27 protein-coding genes are annotated in these 16,418 nt (G+C 59.3%); 6 read left to right on the top strand and 21 right to left on the bottom strand.

Annotated elements, in window-relative coordinates; all coding sequences use genetic code 11:
- Position 1: 1 nt before the first annotated feature.
- The 7 genes from AC56LH_RS12950 to AC56LH_RS12980 all read right to left on the bottom strand — a co-directional run bounded on the left by AC56LH_RS12950 (position 2) and on the right by AC56LH_RS12980 (position 3,007).
- Positions 2-451 carry a terminase small subunit gene (locus tag AC56LH_RS12950; RefSeq protein WP_499646612.1) on the bottom strand — a complete coding sequence of 150 codons (450 nt, stop codon included), beginning with the start codon at positions 449-451 and terminating at the stop codon, positions 2-4.
- A 106-nt stretch (positions 452-557) separates the two neighbouring features.
- Positions 558-821, bottom strand: a complete 264-nt coding sequence (locus AC56LH_RS12955; RefSeq protein WP_499646614.1) for an HNH endonuclease — start codon at positions 819-821, stop codon at positions 558-560.
- A gap of 50 nt (positions 822-871) precedes the next feature.
- Positions 872-1,042 carry a hypothetical protein gene (locus AC56LH_RS12960; RefSeq protein ID WP_499646616.1) on the bottom strand — a complete coding sequence of 57 codons (171 nt, stop codon included), beginning with the start codon at positions 1,040-1,042 and terminating at the stop codon, positions 872-874.
- Positions 1,027-1,332, bottom strand: coding sequence for a hypothetical protein (locus tag AC56LH_RS12965; protein WP_499646618.1), 306 nt, complete (start codon positions 1,330-1,332; stop codon positions 1,027-1,029). Before AC56LH_RS12965 ends, AC56LH_RS12960 begins: the two co-directional genes overlap by 16 nt.
- Positions 1,329-1,634: a hypothetical protein gene (locus AC56LH_RS12970; RefSeq protein ID WP_499646620.1), complete on the bottom strand. Its 306-nt coding sequence runs from the start codon at positions 1,632-1,634 to the stop codon at positions 1,329-1,331. Before AC56LH_RS12970 ends, AC56LH_RS12965 begins: the two co-directional genes overlap by 4 nt.
- Before the next feature lie 408 nt (positions 1,635-2,042).
- On the bottom strand, positions 2,043-2,450 hold the full coding sequence (locus AC56LH_RS12975) for a response regulator (protein ID WP_499646622.1): 408 nt from the start codon (positions 2,448-2,450) through the stop codon (positions 2,043-2,045).
- 14 nt (positions 2,451-2,464) lie between these two features.
- Positions 2,465-3,007: a hypothetical protein gene (locus AC56LH_RS12980; RefSeq protein ID WP_499646623.1), complete on the bottom strand. Its 543-nt coding sequence runs from the start codon at positions 3,005-3,007 to the stop codon at positions 2,465-2,467.
- Positions 3,008-3,285: 278 nt separating this feature from the next.
- On the opposite strand from AC56LH_RS12980, the gene AC56LH_RS12985 reads away from it, so the two are divergent.
- Entirely contained in the window at positions 3,286-3,705 is a 420-nt protein-coding gene (locus tag AC56LH_RS12985; protein WP_499646625.1) for a hypothetical protein, read from the top strand.
- A 656-nt stretch (positions 3,706-4,361) separates the two neighbouring features.
- Here AC56LH_RS12985 and AC56LH_RS12990 read toward each other — a convergent pair.
- Genes AC56LH_RS12990 through AC56LH_RS13010 form a run of 5 tightly spaced genes read right to left on the bottom strand, consistent with a single transcriptional unit; the run spans position 4,362 to position 6,958 of the window.
- Positions 4,362-4,712 carry a PDDEXK family nuclease gene (locus AC56LH_RS12990; RefSeq protein WP_499646627.1) on the bottom strand — a complete coding sequence of 117 codons (351 nt, stop codon included), beginning with the start codon at positions 4,710-4,712 and terminating at the stop codon, positions 4,362-4,364.
- Positions 4,713-4,772: 60 nt separating this feature from the next.
- Positions 4,773-5,033 carry a hypothetical protein gene (locus AC56LH_RS12995; RefSeq protein WP_499646629.1) on the bottom strand — a complete coding sequence of 87 codons (261 nt, stop codon included), beginning with the start codon at positions 5,031-5,033 and terminating at the stop codon, positions 4,773-4,775.
- The gene (locus AC56LH_RS13000; RefSeq protein ID WP_499646631.1) at positions 5,030-5,710 is read right to left on the bottom strand and encodes an LvrA C-terminal domain-related protein; all 681 of its coding nucleotides are present in this window, start codon (positions 5,708-5,710) and stop codon (positions 5,030-5,032) included. Before AC56LH_RS13000 ends, AC56LH_RS12995 begins: the two co-directional genes overlap by 4 nt.
- Entirely contained in the window at positions 5,700-6,428 is a 729-nt protein-coding gene (locus tag AC56LH_RS13005) for a phage antirepressor KilAC domain-containing protein (protein WP_499646633.1), read from the bottom strand. The genes AC56LH_RS13000 and AC56LH_RS13005 overlap by 11 nt, the downstream gene beginning before the upstream one ends.
- On the bottom strand, positions 6,413-6,958 hold the full coding sequence (locus AC56LH_RS13010) for a Ref family recombination enhancement nuclease (protein WP_499646635.1): 546 nt from the start codon (positions 6,956-6,958) through the stop codon (positions 6,413-6,415). Before AC56LH_RS13010 ends, AC56LH_RS13005 begins: the two co-directional genes overlap by 16 nt.
- Positions 6,959-7,494: 536 nt before the next feature.
- Here AC56LH_RS13010 and AC56LH_RS13015 point away from each other — a divergent pair.
- Positions 7,495-7,761 carry a hypothetical protein gene (locus AC56LH_RS13015; protein WP_499646637.1) on the top strand — a complete coding sequence of 89 codons (267 nt, stop codon included), beginning with the start codon at positions 7,495-7,497 and terminating at the stop codon, positions 7,759-7,761.
- Between the two features lie 2 nt (positions 7,762-7,763).
- Here AC56LH_RS13015 and AC56LH_RS13020 read toward each other — a convergent pair whose 3' ends face one another.
- The 9 genes from AC56LH_RS13020 to AC56LH_RS13060 all read right to left on the bottom strand — a co-directional run bounded on the left by AC56LH_RS13020 (position 7,764) and on the right by AC56LH_RS13060 (position 13,214).
- Complete coding sequence (locus tag AC56LH_RS13020) at positions 7,764-8,369, bottom strand: ASCH domain-containing protein (protein ID WP_499646639.1); 606 nt, start codon at positions 8,367-8,369, stop codon at positions 7,764-7,766.
- Complete coding sequence (locus AC56LH_RS13025) at positions 8,366-8,791, bottom strand: hypothetical protein (RefSeq protein WP_499646641.1); 426 nt, start codon at positions 8,789-8,791, stop codon at positions 8,366-8,368. Before AC56LH_RS13025 ends, AC56LH_RS13020 begins: the two co-directional genes overlap by 4 nt.
- A 108-nt stretch (positions 8,792-8,899) precedes the next feature.
- Positions 8,900-10,963 (bottom strand): DNA cytosine methyltransferase, encoded by a 2,064-nt coding sequence (locus AC56LH_RS13030; RefSeq protein WP_499646643.1) that lies wholly within the window; start codon positions 10,961-10,963, stop codon positions 8,900-8,902.
- A complete protein-coding gene (locus AC56LH_RS13035) occupies positions 10,960-11,409 on the bottom strand; it encodes a hypothetical protein (protein WP_499646645.1) in 450 nt (149 codons plus the stop codon). The genes AC56LH_RS13030 and AC56LH_RS13035 overlap by 4 nt, the downstream gene beginning before the upstream one ends.
- Positions 11,406-12,092, bottom strand: coding sequence for a hypothetical protein (locus AC56LH_RS13040; RefSeq protein WP_499646646.1), 687 nt, complete (start codon positions 12,090-12,092; stop codon positions 11,406-11,408). The genes AC56LH_RS13035 and AC56LH_RS13040 overlap by 4 nt, the downstream gene beginning before the upstream one ends.
- Positions 12,089-12,340 (bottom strand): hypothetical protein, encoded by a 252-nt coding sequence (locus AC56LH_RS13045; RefSeq protein ID WP_499646648.1) that lies wholly within the window; start codon positions 12,338-12,340, stop codon positions 12,089-12,091. The genes AC56LH_RS13040 and AC56LH_RS13045 overlap by 4 nt, the downstream gene beginning before the upstream one ends.
- A 90-nt stretch (positions 12,341-12,430) precedes the next feature.
- Entirely contained in the window at positions 12,431-12,634 is a 204-nt protein-coding gene (locus AC56LH_RS13050) for a helix-turn-helix domain-containing protein (protein WP_343024518.1), read from the bottom strand.
- A 55-nt stretch (positions 12,635-12,689) separates the two neighbouring features.
- On the bottom strand, positions 12,690-12,878 hold the full coding sequence (locus AC56LH_RS13055) for a hypothetical protein (protein ID WP_499646650.1): 189 nt from the start codon (positions 12,876-12,878) through the stop codon (positions 12,690-12,692).
- Between the two features lie 51 nt (positions 12,879-12,929).
- Complete coding sequence (locus tag AC56LH_RS13060) at positions 12,930-13,214, bottom strand: hypothetical protein (protein WP_499646652.1); 285 nt, start codon at positions 13,212-13,214, stop codon at positions 12,930-12,932.
- A 373-nt stretch (positions 13,215-13,587) separates the two neighbouring features.
- Here AC56LH_RS13060 and AC56LH_RS13065 point away from each other — a divergent pair, with 373 nt between their 5' ends.
- From AC56LH_RS13065 to AC56LH_RS13080, 4 genes are all read left to right on the top strand, one after another.
- Positions 13,588-14,349, top strand: a complete 762-nt coding sequence (locus tag AC56LH_RS13065) for a LexA family protein (RefSeq protein ID WP_499646654.1) — start codon at positions 13,588-13,590, stop codon at positions 14,347-14,349.
- A complete protein-coding gene (locus AC56LH_RS13070) occupies positions 14,346-14,810 on the top strand; it encodes a S24 family peptidase (RefSeq protein WP_499646656.1) in 465 nt (154 codons plus the stop codon). Before AC56LH_RS13065 ends, AC56LH_RS13070 begins: the two co-directional genes overlap by 4 nt.
- A gap of 10 nt (positions 14,811-14,820) precedes the next feature.
- A complete protein-coding gene (locus AC56LH_RS13075; RefSeq protein ID WP_499646658.1) occupies positions 14,821-15,204 on the top strand; it encodes a hypothetical protein in 384 nt (127 codons plus the stop codon).
- 840 nt (positions 15,205-16,044) lie between these two features.
- Complete coding sequence (locus AC56LH_RS13080; protein WP_499646660.1) at positions 16,045-16,386, top strand: hypothetical protein; 342 nt, start codon at positions 16,045-16,047, stop codon at positions 16,384-16,386.
- Positions 16,387-16,418 lie beyond the last annotated feature (32 nt).

A 16,418-nucleotide genomic window follows, 5' to 3' on the forward strand; every position in this document is an offset into this window, starting at 1 on the left:
CTTACTTCACTGCCTTGAGCTGAGGCGGGGCCGCCGCCGCGAAGCGGCTGGCCACCTTCTTGGCGTCTTCGTTTTTCTGATCTTTTTTCCCGCCCTCACCCAGCTTCTGGTGCTTGAACGGCATCAGTGCTTTGGCGACATCAGCGCGGATGCGGATATCAGCGGCCGGCTCGTTCATCAGATTGGTGAGGAATTCCATCGGGTCTGTGGTCGATGGGATGTCGACCACGTCGTCAGCCTGCGGTGGTGGCGTGGGGACGTTCGCGCCGCTAGTGGCGCCAGTGCCACGCCGCTGATCAAGGTAGGCTTTAACATCCGGGTCTTTAACATTTCTGGACCCGGCTGCTGATGCCGTTTTTTCACTGAAACCGGCACGAATTGCCGCTTCCTTATTCGAGAACCCGGCCAAAACGGCATCGGCGAAGGCTCGCTTTTTGCCTGTTAAAGCCATTAACAATTTCCTCCAGGGGGATTTTTTTCTGCGCGTGAGTTGCTAGTCGGTGTCCGGGTCCGGGGCGTTGTAGACTTACAACACCCCCTCCCCTTTCCGGCCATCGTCAGCCGCGCGACCGCTCCGCAGCCTCACGAGCCGTCTTGGCGTCATGGCACGGAACGCACAACACTTCCTTGTTCGATTCGTCGTCACTGCCGCCATTCCAGAGCGGGATGATGTGATCGACCGGGCCACCGATGGTGGCGCGGCCTTTGCGCTTGCACTCTTGGCACAAGCCGCAGTCGCGCGCCCGGATGCGGTCACGGTCGCGCACACCAGCCGACCCACGCTTGCGCTCGACGGTTTCAGGGCGCTGCGTCGGCAGCATGGTGACTTTGCTTGCGGCTGGCCGCAGTTGAGTTCGTAGCTGCTGCAGCTTCACGTCAGCTCAATCTTGATTCCACGATCAACGATAGCGTCGATCATCTGATCGGCGCGAGCTGGGCAGAGCGGCGCGCACAGGAACGCGACGGCGAGCGCAGGACGAACCCACCAAGCGACATAGGTGCGCAATGCAAGGGATACGGTTACCATCAGGTGGCCTTCCATGGCTCATGTGCATGCTTGATGCCCTGCTCACTCAGAACCGCAGGCGCCGAGAACAGCGCGCGGATAACCTGCTTCACATTGGCAGGCACTTGGCGGGCCGACTCGACAATGCTGGTGCCTGGACCGCCATGGCCTTTGGCGCGCAGGATAGTCTGGGCTTCTTCGCAAGCAGCCATGTGTTCAGCGAGTTGGTTCAAGCGATGAAGGTCGGCGGCCTTGGCTGAGTGCGCGCCAGGCCCGAGCACGGCGCGAAGCATCTCGGCGCGATAGATGCGTGCGATGTCGTTCATGCGATACCTCGAATCCGATTGAATGTTGCTTGCTCCTGCAGCTTAAGCAAGCGATGGCGCAGCCAGTCCAACTCCTGCGCGACCGTCATGCTATTTCTCCCCGAAGCCGGCACGTCTTGTGCGGACTCGGTCTTGAACGATATGACCCAGATAAGTACGAGCAAGCCGACCAGGGGCCACAGCACGCCGAACGCCCAGCCCGGCGCGCCCAGTCGATCGAGCAGCAGCCAGAACAGGATGGCGAAGCCGAGCGGCGAACGCATTGGCAGGGACGACGACTTGATGACGGTGCTGTGCTTCATGCGTTACCTTGGCAAAAAAAAGCCGCCCGGCGCATGAATGCGAGGGGCGGCGAAGATCCTGTTGGCACAGGACTGGAAACGGGAGCAGACGGCGGGGCTCTCACCCGCGGCTTGCATGATAGACGAATAACGTGCGTCCATACAGCTGCGTCCGCATTGATCGGTTGGCCGGTGCGTGGGCCAGGCGGCGAGCCTCGGAGCTATCTGCTAGGTAGGCCGCAAAAGCAAAAGGCCCACCGGGTTGGTGGGCCTTTTGCTAGACGAGCGCCGGCTGTATTGCGGGCCGGGTACTCGACTGCCTCGGGTGACGTTGGCGCCGAAGCGCGCATTACGTGGATCGAGGGATATGTAAAGGCTGTAGTTTACGCCGCCTTTTTCAACAGCGCAACAGCAAAGTCATCGAGCAGCCTAACAGACTCCATGCTTCACTACGGCTTCTTTGAGCTCCATCTTGAAAGCTGAAAAATCGACGGCCTTTTGAATGAACTGAACAGCGCCTAGATCCCGCGCTTGGGCACGATCAGTCTGTAAGCCTGAACCAGAAAGCACGATCGTCGTAGGTGCGTCTCGGCTGACATCACGCAAGCGCCTTAAAAGATCAAATCCACTTACCTTCGGCATTTTAATGTCCAGCAGAAGCAGGTCAACGGACTGATTCGTCAAGATTTCGTAGGCCTCCTCACCATCCCGTGCTACGCACAGCTCATGTGGAACGTGGCTGTCCTCTAATGCGATAGTGGTCAACATAACGTCGACCGTTGCGTCGTCGACTAAAAGAATTTTTATCATTCCGAATGGTAGCAGAACATCAAGCATGTTCTGTTGCCCTACTATGCCGCTCTCCGCATTTTCGCTGAAGCGCGTGCGCTGTGAGCTTGGTACATCCCCTGCAACTCCGACACCATGTCCTTAACGCGCTCAACTTCGAGCGCGCCGCCTTGGATCGGCTCACGGCCACTGCCAGCGCAGTGGGTGCAGACCCGGTTGGCCACGACCTTTGTTCCGTTGCATGCCGAACACTCCCCGCCCAACCAGTGCGCCAGGCTGAGACGCGCGATCTTTGCATATATGGCATATGCAGCCTTGATGTCCCACTCAGCCTTGATGTTCACCCATTTCCGGTCAAAACCCTTGCGTGCTACCTCGCCTGTCCACACACGCAGCAATACGCCTAGGTCACGAGCACTGCTTTCGATCGCCTGCCGAGGCACGCCGGCGATACTGGCGCGCAGAAGCATGGTCCCGAACAAAGCGCCGGATCCTCCTGACAAATCGGCAATCGCTGCCGCGACCAATGGCTCTGTCTGGTGATGTTGATCGTCATCTTGCAGATTGGAAGTAGTCAGTGCTTGCAGATATCGTTCGGCGAACATGTTTTCTCCGTGGTAATTCGGACAGATTACCAGCTGATCACAATTGCTGAGTTGAGCCCGAGATTTTCCAAATGGCAAGTTCATCTGTGAGAGACAAGAATCAGCAATAGTCGATGCCACACGACTTCAAGAACTGTTAACATACTCCTCCGTATCGTTAATCAGACCTATAGCCTGTACTTACGGGCGTGCTTTGCCATCTAATGTCACCTCCTATGTTCAATCGTGTGATTCATTACGATCACCCAAGATAAAATTTTGCTTTTGCATAGTCATATATGGAAGAACTCAAACGTTATTTTATAGATCGTAGGCTCGGACGCGGCATTATCCGGGTTCTCCCCGATAATAGCGGATGCATTTTTGTCAATGTTGAATTCTACAGTGCTGGAACAGGACTTCATCGCGTACAACTGAAGGCATCGCCTCAATGCGTGGAATCCCATGCTGAGACAGGGAGTGATCTTCTGTTCAAGATGGGCCGCATCGCCATCTCTCAAATGCAACTTTGCATTCAAAAAAAGGCGTTATTTCTTGCTCATCGTAAGGTGGACTGTCTAATTCAGCCTTGGAACGGGGATCTTACAGAAGTTCCCTACGGCGGCGCTACATTAGGATGTTCCGCCCCTAACGAGCCTCGCGTAGCGAAAAAACCCAGGCGCGTGGTGCTAACAGACCCTGCTCACCTGAAGCGTTGACAAACCCATCAACTGCAAATATACGGTAAGCCAGTCGATATGGTTACTTTACTAGTTCTTTAGAAGAGTGAAAACAGCCGCCTTGCCGGTCGACGGTCAAGTTAGTTCTATGTGCTTGCGCCGAAATCCATATTCGACCTCTCGCATCAAAAGCTCGATCGACATTGGATATTGGATACTTATTGCAGTCGGACCGAAACATTGGTGCAGCCATTGTTGGTAGGAGGACAAATCTTTGAACTGACATACGTGGGCGAGAAGATCTTTTCCGCTAATCTCGCTACGTAAATAAGCGCCAAGTACCGTATTATCGGACTGGCAAATACTTATGCCATCCGACTCCAGTCTCCGCACCATCTGTGCTGTCCAGTTGCCGCGCGATCGTTGCATGATGTTTCCTTGGTATGCACCTCTCGCATGCATCCACTTTTGCGAGCGTGACAATTCGTTAGATTGCATGCCCATGGTAGTGCCTTGGTGCAACAGCGTGTGAACAAAAAGATCGCAGAACAGCTAGAAAACCTAGTGGATCGACCAATGCCCGCTCTCGATCAGATATGTCAGCAGCAAGCCTGGCCAACATGTTAAGACAAACCATGCGTCCCGTTGAAGTCAAGGGATTTTTCCCAGCGCTGCCCGAATCCGGTTGCCTGCTATTAAAATTCTTCTACCGCCCACCCACCACCATCTTTTTTTGCTCTTGCTTTGATCGCAATAAATCGCATTGGGTAGAGATCAGCCGCAATTTTTATCTTTGCGCGAGCATCGTCTTGCCAGAAGCCCTTGACCTCGTGCATCTCTAATGCTCCGTTGGCCAGCATTACGGCGAAGTCCGGCGTGTAGAAGGTATTGTCGGCGAGCCTCAGCTTGACGCCCTCGAACTTAAACCATGCCACTTCACCGGCGTAGCGCCGCGAATCGAGCGTGGAGGCGTAAGCGGCCTCAGTCTTGTTCATGGAGCCGACCTTCAGCCGGCCTAGCGCCTGGAGCGCGCGCTGCGCGGTCATTGGCACCCTTCGAGTGATATCGCCAACGAGCTGGCCAGCTTCTCCCATAATTCGTGCATCTCACCCTTTCGTTACGGTTCGATCTTGCAATTGTTTCAGTTTGGCCTGGCGCCGCTCGACCCAGCGCTCGCGCAGCGCCATGTCCTTCGCTCGGATAAACAGCACGCATGCACGGTCATTCCAGGCAGCGAACGGCCAGTGCGATGGGCTGTCATCCTCGTGGCCTAGGCAATACCCCTGCCCTTGCTTGAGCTTGTCGGGGTAGCCCTCTGTCTTGAGGCGGTCGCAGCGCGCGCATATCTCGACGTCGTCACCAATCATGCTGGCCTAGCGGGCGGCAGGTCGCGGCGCACCAGATCCTTGAGCGACCCGATACCCTGCGGCTTCGGGGCGCGCCGCTCCGGCAGGGTTGGCGCAGCCACGGTCGGCATGATCGCCGTAAACGTGGGAGTCGCTTGCTTGAGCGCTGGGTCCAGCGCCAGCTCGATGCGGGCCTTGAACTGACCCATGTATTCACCCGAGCGCGGCGACAGGCCCAGCTCCGCACCTTTAGCCAGAATGGTTGCATCGGTCACCCACCAGTTTCCGCCAGCCGGCTTCGGCTGGTTGACTGGCGGCGTCCAGTCGGCAGCGTAGTGCTCCCCCGGCCCGAAGAACGTAGCCGCCTGCTTGATGAACTGCGGCTCGATCTTCATCGCCTTGACGTAATGGGCGTACGCCTGCGCGCCAGCGAGCATCTCCCCCGGCGTGGCGCCGATCGTGATCCGAGCAACCCATGCCTTGTGCGCCGCTTTCTTGCTCGCGCCTGGGCGCGCCGGGTAGACCTCCCACACGACTTCGAAATCAGCTGGGTAGTCGTTGCGAGCCACTTTCGCAGGGCGGCCACCAGCGCGCAGCAGATCGAGCTCGTCAAGCAGTTCGGTGACCGTGGTCGACTTGAGATGCACCGTCAGGGCACCGGCCGCAAGCGCGCGTAGTGGTGAATAATCACGCGGCATGGGCCACCCCCTTCTGCCGCTGCGCGACCTGGTGCTTTGCCCACTCGGCCGCGATCCAGGTCACGCCCTTCGGGGTGAAGCGCGCAGCGTTGTAGGCATGCCCGCTGACCTGCGCCGTGCCGGCCTTGACGCAGAAACGGCCGGCGTCGATGTGATGCGCGTGTGGGGTCCACTCCCCTCCCAGCGGATACATGATCTTCTCGCTGTGTAGGAAACGACGGAATTCGGGCTCCTTCGCGCCGAGCAGCTTGGCCACCTGGCGGAAGCCCTTCGTTCCGGTCGAGTCGGCGTAACGTTCGACGAAATCGACGGCGGGCGCTGCAGCGGCGAGCTGGGCGGCCTGTGCATCGATTACATCCTGCTGCTCGGCGGCCAATCGCAGCGCCGCGGCGAACGATTGCGGCACGGCCGGCGCCGGCGCCCGCGCTTCCAGCTCTTGCCAGCGGTCGACCAGGCGCGCGGTGAACTCTGGCGACAGTTGAGCGACGACCACGTAGGAGTCGCGCTTGCCGACACGGTACTGGCCAATGGTGCGCGGACCCGGTCCGTCATTCATGACTTCCTCATTTTGAGGGAGTGTGATCGCGCCGCGCGCCACCAGCGTTTCAATGGTCCGCAGCACGTTGTCGTGCCGCTTCTCCACCAGATCGGCTATCTCGCGGCTCGACATCGTCACGTCGTCGCCGTTGCTGGTCTGTAAATTCAGCATGCTTCCCATGTTGTTTCCTCTCGATCCGTTGGTGCAGTCGGCACGGCTTCGTTATCTGCGAGCATGGCGGTGCATTCGGCCAGCAGCGCCAACTGGGCGCCGTAGCGAGCCTCAAAGCGCGCCTTGTATGGATGAACCGCGATCAGTGTCGGGTTCGGGCCGGTGCCGTCCTGGTGGTGGCCAGCGCATAGTGGCAGAACCAGCAGGTGCGCGCCCGGCTTTGTGCGGCCGTCGATGTGGTGCACGCTGACGTCAGGGTTGTGCCACCCGTCCTTGCGGCATGCCACGCAACCCAGGTCGGCGATCGCGCTCATGAACCGCGCTTCGTCGGCGGTCGGCGGGCGTCCCTTCATTCCGCGCGAGGCCATAGGCTTCGGCAGCTTCGGCAGCTTCAGCGCGCCGGCCCGGGCCTTCGTCTGCACTGCAGTGACCCGCAGCAGGCCAGCGCCAGCTGCGGGTGTCTTGAAGCCGGTGCCGCGTGCCATCGGGGTCTTGCGGGACAATGAACCGCCCGTCTTAAGAGGTGTGCGGCGCATCATGCTACGATCGCCTCTTGACAACTTGAGGATGGGAAATGCGAGCTACACCCGTTTATGCATATCAAGGCTACGTCGTCGATGTTTACTATCTTCCCGAGCCGGGAGGCCAGTACAGCAGCATCTTTTCGTTGCGCCAAGGTGCGCTTCTTCCCAAAAAAACCTGGCACCCGAACTTTTCGGTCCACACAGAGGCTCGCAATGCTGCCGTGGTCCACAACACTATAGATGCGGCGCATCGAGCAGTCGCCGAGCGTGCAGAAAGATGGATTGACGAACATCCCATCCAAAACATCTAGGACCGGCGCACGCCACTGCACAGGCCACTGCATTTCCCGGTCATCGCACCGTACATTGGTACGGTAAGGATTGCGCGCATGGCGTAGGGGTCGTAAGCAGTGAACATAAAGACTTTCAGCCCGAGACGGGGCTGAGTCGAATCGCATTACATGACCATGGGCTGATTTCTGAAGCCCTCCAAACGGCTTTTGGCTTTTCGATATATAGTGTCGGCCATTAATTTCGTTTGAGAAACATACATGAGCACATTTACAACCCGCGATTCTGTGAACCCTTGGGATGAAGGCGACTACCGTGTCTACGGATTCGCGATTCTTGCTTCCGGAGGTGGCTTTTGGCCGGCGTACTCTATTGAGAGGATTCACGGAATTCCCGACGCTCCCAAAGAAGTTGTCGGGCTGCATGAAATCCAGGCGCGGTCCTTTGACTCCGAGGAGCTTGCCAAGATCATGGGCGTATCCCATGGCGTGTATCGAGTCCGCTTGCGCGATGGCTTGGAGTCGTGACATCAACATGCTGCCACCCGCTTGAATTCGACCACCCACACCCATGGGTTGGCATCCCAGCTGCCGGCGCCGTTGATCGATTCCCACAGGTCGCGGTACGCGCGGATCGATGGCGGCAGGAACTGGCCGGCGCAGTAGCCGGCCATGTGCCGGTCCTCGATCGTTACGCCCTCGGCACGCGCGTCCTTCTCGCTGATGTCCTGCAGCCGCTCGACGCGCACCGACACGATCTCGAGCAGGATGCGGCTGGCCGCGCGCGGCATGTGGATGCTGGGCGTCCAGCGCGGAACCACGTTCGGATCGCACTCGCCGTCAGCCCGGTATTCGAATTCGCCGTCATCGAGATCGCAGAACGTTTCGCGCACCCACAGGCGGTCGCCCGGCTGTCCGTAGGGACAGATAGCGGCATCGCTGCCAAGCGGCTTGCCGCCCAGCTGGTTAAAAGTTAACAGCGCCTGCGTGACGCGTTTGTGTACGATCTTCCAGCCGCCGACCCAGCTATCGTCGTGCTGCACCTGCAGCTTTACCGCGCGCCGCGTCTGCGTCTTCGAGCCGGCGAGCAGCGAGCGCACCATGGCGCCGCTGAATAGGATCGGGCGCTCTTTCATGCCCCACCCCCACCAACGGTTTTGAACGAGGTCTCGCTACGCACCGACCACGCAGGTATGTCCTGGCGCAGGCCACGACGGTCAGGGATGTACTTCTTGCTCAGCGCCGGGCGCGCAAAGACATCCGAATGGCGTGGTGCCGCGACCTGGCCTACGTGCTTGACATGCACGATGCCGGCCAGACGGTCGTAGGAGATGCGGGCGTACAGGCTGACGGCGATTCGGCCGTCCTGCTGCACGGTCAGCCAGCCGGTGCGCAGCGCGCGCTGCAGTGCATCGCCCTTGAGTTTCGCCTCACCGATGGCATCCAGTGCAGCCTCGAGGTCTTGCTCCTTCATCGGGCCATGTTTGTAAAGGTGCTCGCCTGCGGCAAAGGCCGCAGTGCCGCGCGTAGGCTGGCGGTAGTTACTATGCTCGGTCATGACCAAGGCTCCGAAAAATGAAATTTGCGAACTGGCAGTCGTCGGCGTGGGGCCGGCCCTGTGGGCGACCGCACGCAGTGCACCGCGGCGCGGAGTGGCGGATGTACGTCATGCGGCCACCCCGGCGATCTGCCGCTCGTGCGCGAAGTTCGCGCGGATGAGTGCTTCGGACAGTGGCGGGCAGACACTGTTGCCACACATGCGCACCTGGGCCGATTTCGTGAGCGGGATGCGCGGAAGCGAGAGCGGATCAGCTGTGATCTGAGCGCCGTCGGCGAATAGCAGCGCAGGATCCGGAATCTCGTCGATGACGTACCCAGCCGGGAAGCCCTGAGCGCGGTAGAGCTCGTGTGGTGCCAGCATGCGCAGGCCGATGTCCACGATCTCGTAATCCTGGCCGTGAATCGTCACTAGGCCGAAGCGGTCGCGGCTGGTGACTGTCGCGAGCGGTGAGCTCGGCGCCTGGTCTTGATCCGTCCCGTAGTACGCCAGCAGGAAGGCGCGCACCTCGGCGTGATGCTGCCCGCCGGCGCTGATCGTGTGCAGCGGCTCGTCGGCGCCGGCGGCCGTGCTCGTGCCGCGCAGCTTTACTAGACTACTGGCAACCAGAGCCGACTTCCCTCCACCGCCGGCCGTGACCGTGCCGAGCGGCGCGCCGGCGGCGTGGCCGATGCTCTTGCCCATGTCGCGCTGGACGTGCGCCACCACCAGACTGTGATGATCTGTGCTGGTTACCGTGCCGATCGGCTGCACCATCTCGGACCCAACCACGCCGGTGTAATGCTTCGCGAGGAATGCCGTGGCCAGCGCCTTGTTGCCGCTGGCGACCACGGTGCCGAGTGGCTGGTCGACATCCTTCACGCCCTGGCCCCAGCGCTTCACGCCAGATGGCGATTGCTCACCGTGCGCTGCATCGACCAGCACGGCCGACACCAGGCCGAAGTGCCCGCCTTTTACTTGGGCGCATACCGTGCGCAGCGGCTCGCTTGCCGACATCACCCGCTGGTTGCTGGCATTGGCGTGCTCGTTGAGGAATGCAGTTACGAGAGCGGCCTTCGTCGAGCCAACGACGGTGCCGAGCGGCTTCTCGATATCCAGAGCGCGCGGCGCCTGCCCTTCGCGCTCACCGTAGCCGACCTGCACCATCGTGGCCGTGGCCAGCGCCTTCTCGCCGCGCTGCGCGCCAGTGATGGTACGGAATGGCTCGTGTATCGACTCGCTGCGATCGCTGCCCTGGTGCGTGACCGGGACGATACTCGGCACGACAACGGCGCGGTGGTTCTCGGTGGTCAAGGTACCGAACGGCTGGCATGCGGTTACTGGCTTGCCGGCGTAGACCGGGCCGCCCTGCCCCACGATGAACGGGTCGGCCGCGTCGACCACGTAACGCATGATCCCCTTGGCGATGCGACGCAGCGTGGCCTCGGCCAGCGGGCGCTTGCGGGTAAAGATGCTCGGGCACTCCAGCGACCAGTCGATACACTCCGCCGCGGTGCGGTACGGCTGCAGCTTGCCGGCGCGGACGCCGATCGAATCCGGCGCGCCGTTGGTCGGCTCTGGCCACAGGATCGGCAAGCCGTCGCGGCGCGCCACCAGAAAGAAGCGCTTGCGAATGGTCGGCGTGTCGTAGTCGCTCGCACGCAGTTCGCGGTGGTCGACCTTGTAGCCGTGCGCCTTGAGCTGGCGAACGAAGCTGTCGAACGTCTTACCGCGCTTCGCCGGATCCGGCTTCCAGGCGCCGTCAGCGTCTTGGATCAGCGGACCCCACGTTTTGAACTCTTCGACGTTCTCGAGCATGATCACGCGCGGCCGGCACTTTGCTGCCCAGCGCAGCGTCACCCAGGCCAGTCCACGGATCTTCTTCTCGACCGGCTTCCCGCCCTTCGCCTTGCTGAAATGCTTGCAGTCTGGGCTGAGCCACACCAGGCCGACCGGCTGGTTGCCGGTCACCACGATCGGATCGACGTCCCACACGCTCTCGCACAGGTGCTTCGTACGCGGGTGGTTGATGGCGTGCATGGCCAGCGCTTCGGGGTCATGGTTGATCGCGATGTCTACGTGGCGACCGAACGCGGCCTCAAGCCCGGTGCTCGTGCCGCCGCCGCCAGCGAAGTTGTCGATGATCAGCTCGCTGCCCAGGTCGAGGCCCATTGTCATGAGGTCGCGCTTCATGCCCGCACCTCCGGATCACGTGCGCCGAACAGCGCAGCTACCAGCGGGTCGCGCGCGGGCGTCACCAAGCTCAGGCGCACCGAGTAGTGCACGTCGTCTTCCATGATATGTACGAGGCGGCCGGCGCCGAGCTTTACGATATCGCTCGGGCGCTTCGGCACACCGGTGGGCCGCGCCACCGGCGCCGTAGCCAGCTGAGCGAGATAGGCCTGGGCCTGCTCGGGCGTGATCGCGAGGAAGCACATCGATTCACTGTCGACGCGCGCGGTCGTGATGCGGCTGCCGAGATCGACCAGGTACTTGCGTACGCCGGATGGGCCCATCTGCAGCAGGTTTCCGATCTCGTCGCGCCGCAATGGGCGGATCATAAGTTCAGCCACCAGGCGGCGCAGGTTGTCGATGCGCGCGGCGGTTTGGCCAGGGGTGACGTAACTGGCGCGCGTCATGTTGCGCTCCGTGCTTCTTTGGCTGCAGCGTCGGCAGCGTGCAGCACTGGAACCCAGTCTGGCGTGGCCGATCTTAAAGGCTCCGAGCGCATGGGCATCAGTACCCCTACGAAATCCTGCTCCGTGGGAAGACGGATGACAGCACTTCCATTTGGGTCGCCATTCACGTTGAAAAACTGCATAGCGCTATAGCGCCCGCTGTTCCGCTTTGAAGCTGCCAATGCCGCCTTTTCGGCCGGCGCGAGCACCGATGCACTGTACGTACCGAGTAATCCAGGCTGCAAAGTGTCTGTCTTAGGTATCACCCGCTCGTAGCGAGGGAAATTGCCCTCGATCTCAGGGAGGCCGGCTTGGATATAAATTTCCGCCCCAGACTTGTCGATCACGGCAAGTCGATCGCCGATCATCACGATCTCGCGGTCATCGCTCAGACCTACGGCGCAAGCCTGCTGCATACGGGTGTCAAAGCGCAAGATGACTTCATGTTCGCAAACTGCATTTCGATCATGGATAGCACCCAGCGCATTGCCGTTTGTAGCGACGATGATGGCACCGCCACTCGAATGGGGACGCACATTGATGCCGTTCAGGTAATAGCGAATCTCGTTCTTAGCCATGAACGGCAGGATCAATGGCAGCAGCTTGGCGGTCAGGCGCAAGTTGGCGTGTTTGTTTTCGCTCATTGCTCACCCCCGATCACGGCGCGAGCGGCCGCATTCAGGTCGGAATCGGTGAGCACGACGCGGCTGGTGGCCGTGACGTACACGACGTCGCCCGCGCGCAGCCAGTCGTTGTCGATCACGAGCTCGAGCAGCGACTGGGCGTCGCTATCAACCGGGTTGATCGAATACCCTTGCACAGGTGCGAAGCGCGCAGTCGAAGACTGGTCTTCACCGGCGTGCACCGGCGTGATATTTGATTGTGCTAACATGCGTTCTCCAAGTAGTTGCTTCATCAAAGCCCGGTCGCACCCGGGCTTTTCCATTTCTGCCGTTCAGCGATGCTTCGCTGGTACTTCTCTTTACTGCGCCAACTCGCGAATTTCTTTCACCGGTACACCCAGGTGCTCGTGGATGCTCAAGATCGTCGACGGGCCCAAGGCCGATCCGGCGCGCATCTTGCTGATTTGCGCTGGCGAGACTTCCAGCTCACGCGCCAACGCCGCGTCGCTCTTGATCTGGAAGCGCTCGCGCAGCGTGTCCAGCAGCTTTGGTACGTTCGTCAATTCCGCTCCCTGATGTGATGTTGGTGACGGCGCCGACCCGCCGCCTGGGTGTTGCCTACGTTGCGCCTTGCAGGAAGCTCTTCTCCAGCTTCTCCACCGCCTCCGCCAGCTCGTTTCCGTCCTGATGGTGGCGAGACTGCGCACGCTCCTTTTCCGGCCCCTTCGCGGCGGCCTTAGCGCGTCGGCTCGACACCCATTTGCTCGCTTTGGCCAGCACCTTGTCTTTCTCCTTCTGATCGTCCATCTCGGCCCCTTTCCTTATTCACTTTTCGATACGCCTAGCACCCGAAACCCTTTAAACCCGCATGAAAGGCTTCGGGGCGCCGCCACGTGCCCGGCGCGCGCTCGACTGCGGCCAGGTCCGTTGCAGGCCCGTTTTGGACATACGACCTGCGGCCTCCCTGCGGGTACGATGTGCAGGGTCAAGTTCGCGGATCGAAGCTGCCAACTGCTGAAGGCCCAGGCCGATCGCAGCGCTCATCGACAGGCCGACCGGATCGAAAACGGCCTTGTTGGCCAGATAGACGTCCGGCGAAAGGTAGCCTTTGACCGAGATGGTCTTGGCGTTCGGGTTGTTCATGGTTTTCTCCTAGTGATGCGGGTTACAGGAATGGATGAAGCGATGCGAACACAGCAAAGACTGGCTCTAGCTGGGCGCGGAGTCGGTTGACCGGCGAGCTTGGTTTTCAGCAAACTGGGCCGCTGAAGACCAGATATCCGGACGTAGATCCGTGAGAGTCAGCTTCGGCTCAGCGGCGATCAGGCGGCGGCATAGCCGCGGTGATGCACGCCGATGGCCTCCAGCCAACAGGTAAAAGTAGCCAACCGACGATCCAACCTCCGCTGCGAGCGCATCGCGTTCCACCGGCGTGGCCTGCTGCAAGTATGTTTTCATGTCCATGCGACTTACTTTACCAAAAAGATAAAGCACGCACAAGTAGATATTTATCTTTTTGGTTGTTTATCTGAATGATAAAAACCCGGATGATGTGTTTATGACTAGAGAAGAAATCCGCCGAGAGAATGCACGACTGCTCGCATCAAGCGCTGGGAAAAAAAGCGCTTTCGCGCGACTCGTGGGGATGGATGCGTCTCAGGTAAGCCAGATCATTGGCCCGACTCCTTCCAAGAACATCGGCAACTCGATTGCAAGACGGATCGAACAAGCGCATCACCTTCCAGAGGGCTGGCTGGATGTGCCGCACCCGGAAATGACCGGCACCGCCGCGTCAGCAATCAGCTTAGAAGGTACGAACAAGTTTGATGAAAATGTTTCGCCAGCGCGCCTTGGTGGCCGCCCAATTCCTGTGATCTCGGCTGTGCAGGCCGGAGCACTGAAGGATATGGAGAACCCCTATCCACTTGGCGCCGGCTTTGCAGTCGAGTACACGGACGACGACAACCTCTCACGCTGGGCGTTCAGCCTAGAAATTGAAGGGCTGTCAATGATGCCGGAGTTTCGCGAGGGGGATCGAGTCATCATCGACCCAGAAATTTGCCCCAACCCTGGCGACTTCGTGGTTGCAAAAAACGGTGGTGACCAAGCCACGTTCAAGAAGTACCGGCCTCGCGGAATGGATGCTGGTGGCAACGTAGTGTTTGAGCTCACACCGCTGAACGATGACTTCCCGACGCTACGCAGTGATACACATCACTTGATCGTCATCGGCGTGATGGTTGAGCACCGGAAGCGGTATCGCCGCTCACGCGCTTGAGAGACGGCGGAGGTACAGAAAAGTACGTATGCGGATACGGATGGGTTGGCGTACCACGGGTTACGCTGCGGCTGCGCGCCGGCGTACAGGGCTTCGAGACGGAGCCGGAGTTGGCACTAGGCGAGCATCTGCAAATTCCAGCTAGCGATTTCCAGGGCCTCGGATCTGAACACGACGCCCTGCTTGCGATGCAGGTGAGAGATCGGGGCCTAGAACCATTGGTCTTCGAGGATGACTGGATTGTGATCGACACCTCGGACACGGCGCGGCGCGATCGTGAAGTCTACGCGGTGAACTGGGATGGGGAGGCGTGCATCACGCAACTGCAGCGGCGTGGTGGTCAGTGGTACCTCAGCTTCATCAACCCTGATTTTAAGCCCTTAAATGCGCGCAGCGGCTGGCTCTCTATTGTCGGACGCGTGGTTTATCAACCTGGTCGAATGCTGACCGGCAGAATGTAAGGAACATGGAATGTCAACGGACATTGGCAAGGATACGGTGATCAGCGCGCTTGAATCATTTTCGCAACGCATAAATGAGATAGCGAATCGAATCGATGGACGAAGCCAGGTCAATCCGTTTGAAAAAGGTTACCTGCAGACTCTCTACCGTCAACTCAAATCTGACGTAAGGGCTGCTTGTAAGCGGGGCAAGGTTCAAGATGGGATTCACGATCAAACCGACTGGGAGCGATACTATTTCGTCCCTGCGATGAGGAAAGCGGCCATTTCACTGCGGCCCAAGATCAGTTCGCACCCAATCACTGCAAACTGGCTCGACTCATTACTCGATGCTGGGATGGAATTTACCTATTATCTGCACCAGTTACAAGACACCTCACCATCGTATCAGTAACGATCATCTCGGCAAGGCCAGCTAGCCAACAAACGCATGTACACGGCCACGAGACGCTTAAATAACAGCCTTAAATATCTCGCCCGATGTGACAAATGGATAGCCTTCCGAAATAATTCCTTAGTAGCATTAGTTCAAATTCCCTGTTTTTTGACAGCTACTTGTGAGGGCAACGATGACGAAGATCAAGTGTCCAGGGTGCAAGGTTATCTTGTCTTCCCGTAGGCAAAGCGCGAGCTGTCCCTGGTGTGGTACGCAACTAGCAGCCGCAGACGCACTACGGCCTTTTTCGCCAGGCGCGCAATGTAGAATTTGGCCAAGCTGGAGAGGCTGGGCAGCAGCTGCGCTAATGCTCGGCACTGCAGGTTGCCTAGTTTTTGTGGGCTACACCCGGATAATTCCGGCGACAGAAGCGGATCACACCTGGAGAGCATATCAAGCACTCGCATCCTGTCAAGATCAGATAAAGACGCTGTCTCGTGCCGGTGAGGTCCCGCCATTGCCCGATGCGAGAAATCAAGGCACCTATCCAGAATTCTATTTTGTCTGGCCGAAAGACACCCTCTACTACTTCCCCTCTGATAACGACCTTAATGTTCCCGCTGCGACATGCCGGGGCGATTTGCGGTCAGGCCAAATCGTTGAGCTGTTCATGAACGGCCAAGACGTAACCACAGTGCTGCAGCCCAACAAGTCGTGATCATCAGCGAACACGCGATCGCTCCTTCTTACCTCTGGTGACTATTGGCGAGATTTCGGCGCCTGCGCCCCAGCTATACTCCCGCGAGCGAAACGGCACGCTTAGATGTCGGGAATTCCAACCTTGCACAGGCCTTTAACATGAAATTCTTCGGCATCTTAATTTTGGTGGTCGGCTTGGCGCTCAGTGTTTTCGCTCTCAATATGAAGGTCAATGTCGAAGTGGAGTCGAGAGACTTCGGCTACGGGGTCCGTACCCCGGCAATGAGCGTTGCGAACGTTAATCTTATGGAGCAGCGCCAGAACTTGTTAATCTTCTCAGGCGTGCTCGCAGTTGTCGGCGCGATCTTGACCGGTTTTGCCTCAATGCGTCCAGCGGCACCTGCACCTGTGCCGGTCATCCTGAAGGAGGGCGAAGGGCTACTCGACTTCTTGAACGAAAAGCCCACCGTGAAAACAGTCGAGAAAACCGACGGTTTGTGACAGCCAGAAGGCCGCGAACTTGCTCCATACCT

Source organism: Telluria sp. LT1R51-2, assembly GCF_059685775.1.

Coding starts and splice junctions, on each gene's coding strand:
- AC56LH_RS13075 (WP_499646658.1), top strand. CDS start 14,821: ATGTCAACGGACATTGGCAAGGATACGGTGATCAGCGCGCTTGAATCA.
- AC56LH_RS13045 (WP_499646648.1), bottom strand. CDS start 12,340: ATGTTAGCACAATCAAATATCACGCCGGTGCACGCCGGTGAAGACCAG.
- AC56LH_RS12950 (WP_499646612.1), bottom strand. CDS start 451: ATGGCTTTAACAGGCAAAAAGCGAGCCTTCGCCGATGCCGTTTTGGCC.
- AC56LH_RS13010 (WP_499646635.1), bottom strand. CDS start 6,958: ATGATGCGCCGCACACCTCTTAAGACGGGCGGTTCATTGTCCCGCAAG.
- AC56LH_RS12970 (WP_499646620.1), bottom strand. CDS start 1,634: ATGAAGCACAGCACCGTCATCAAGTCGTCGTCCCTGCCAATGCGTTCG.
- AC56LH_RS12965 (WP_499646618.1), bottom strand. CDS start 1,332: ATGAACGACATCGCACGCATCTATCGCGCCGAGATGCTTCGCGCCGTG.
- AC56LH_RS12985 (WP_499646625.1), top strand. CDS start 3,286: ATGGAAGAACTCAAACGTTATTTTATAGATCGTAGGCTCGGACGCGGC.
- AC56LH_RS13015 (WP_499646637.1), top strand. CDS start 7,495: ATGAGCACATTTACAACCCGCGATTCTGTGAACCCTTGGGATGAAGGC.
- AC56LH_RS13005 (WP_499646633.1), bottom strand. CDS start 6,428: ATGGGAAGCATGCTGAATTTACAGACCAGCAACGGCGACGACGTGACG.
- AC56LH_RS12955 (WP_499646614.1), bottom strand. CDS start 821: ATGCTGCCGACGCAGCGCCCTGAAACCGTCGAGCGCAAGCGTGGGTCG.
- AC56LH_RS13000 (WP_499646631.1), bottom strand. CDS start 5,710: ATGCCGCGTGATTATTCACCACTACGCGCGCTTGCGGCCGGTGCCCTG.
- AC56LH_RS12990 (WP_499646627.1), bottom strand. CDS start 4,712: ATGACCGCGCAGCGCGCGCTCCAGGCGCTAGGCCGGCTGAAGGTCGGC.
- AC56LH_RS13040 (WP_499646646.1), bottom strand. CDS start 12,092: ATGAGCGAAAACAAACACGCCAACTTGCGCCTGACCGCCAAGCTGCTG.
- AC56LH_RS13020 (WP_499646639.1), bottom strand. CDS start 8,369: ATGAAAGAGCGCCCGATCCTATTCAGCGGCGCCATGGTGCGCTCGCTG.
- AC56LH_RS13025 (WP_499646641.1), bottom strand. CDS start 8,791: ATGACCGAGCATAGTAACTACCGCCAGCCTACGCGCGGCACTGCGGCC.
- AC56LH_RS12980 (WP_499646623.1), bottom strand. CDS start 3,007: ATGTTCGCCGAACGATATCTGCAAGCACTGACTACTTCCAATCTGCAA.
- AC56LH_RS13055 (WP_499646650.1), bottom strand. CDS start 12,878: ATGGACGATCAGAAGGAGAAAGACAAGGTGCTGGCCAAAGCGAGCAAA.
- AC56LH_RS13080 (WP_499646660.1), top strand. CDS start 16,045: ATGAAATTCTTCGGCATCTTAATTTTGGTGGTCGGCTTGGCGCTCAGT.
- AC56LH_RS13030 (WP_499646643.1), bottom strand. CDS start 10,963: ATGAAGCGCGACCTCATGACAATGGGCCTCGACCTGGGCAGCGAGCTG.
- AC56LH_RS12960 (WP_499646616.1), bottom strand. CDS start 1,042: ATGGAAGGCCACCTGATGGTAACCGTATCCCTTGCATTGCGCACCTAT.
- AC56LH_RS13035 (WP_499646645.1), bottom strand. CDS start 11,409: ATGACGCGCGCCAGTTACGTCACCCCTGGCCAAACCGCCGCGCGCATC.
- AC56LH_RS13060 (WP_499646652.1), bottom strand. CDS start 13,214: ATGAACAACCCGAACGCCAAGACCATCTCGGTCAAAGGCTACCTTTCG.
- AC56LH_RS12975 (WP_499646622.1), bottom strand. CDS start 2,450: ATGCTTGATGTTCTGCTACCATTCGGAATGATAAAAATTCTTTTAGTC.
- AC56LH_RS12995 (WP_499646629.1), bottom strand. CDS start 5,033: ATGATTGGTGACGACGTCGAGATATGCGCGCGCTGCGACCGCCTCAAG.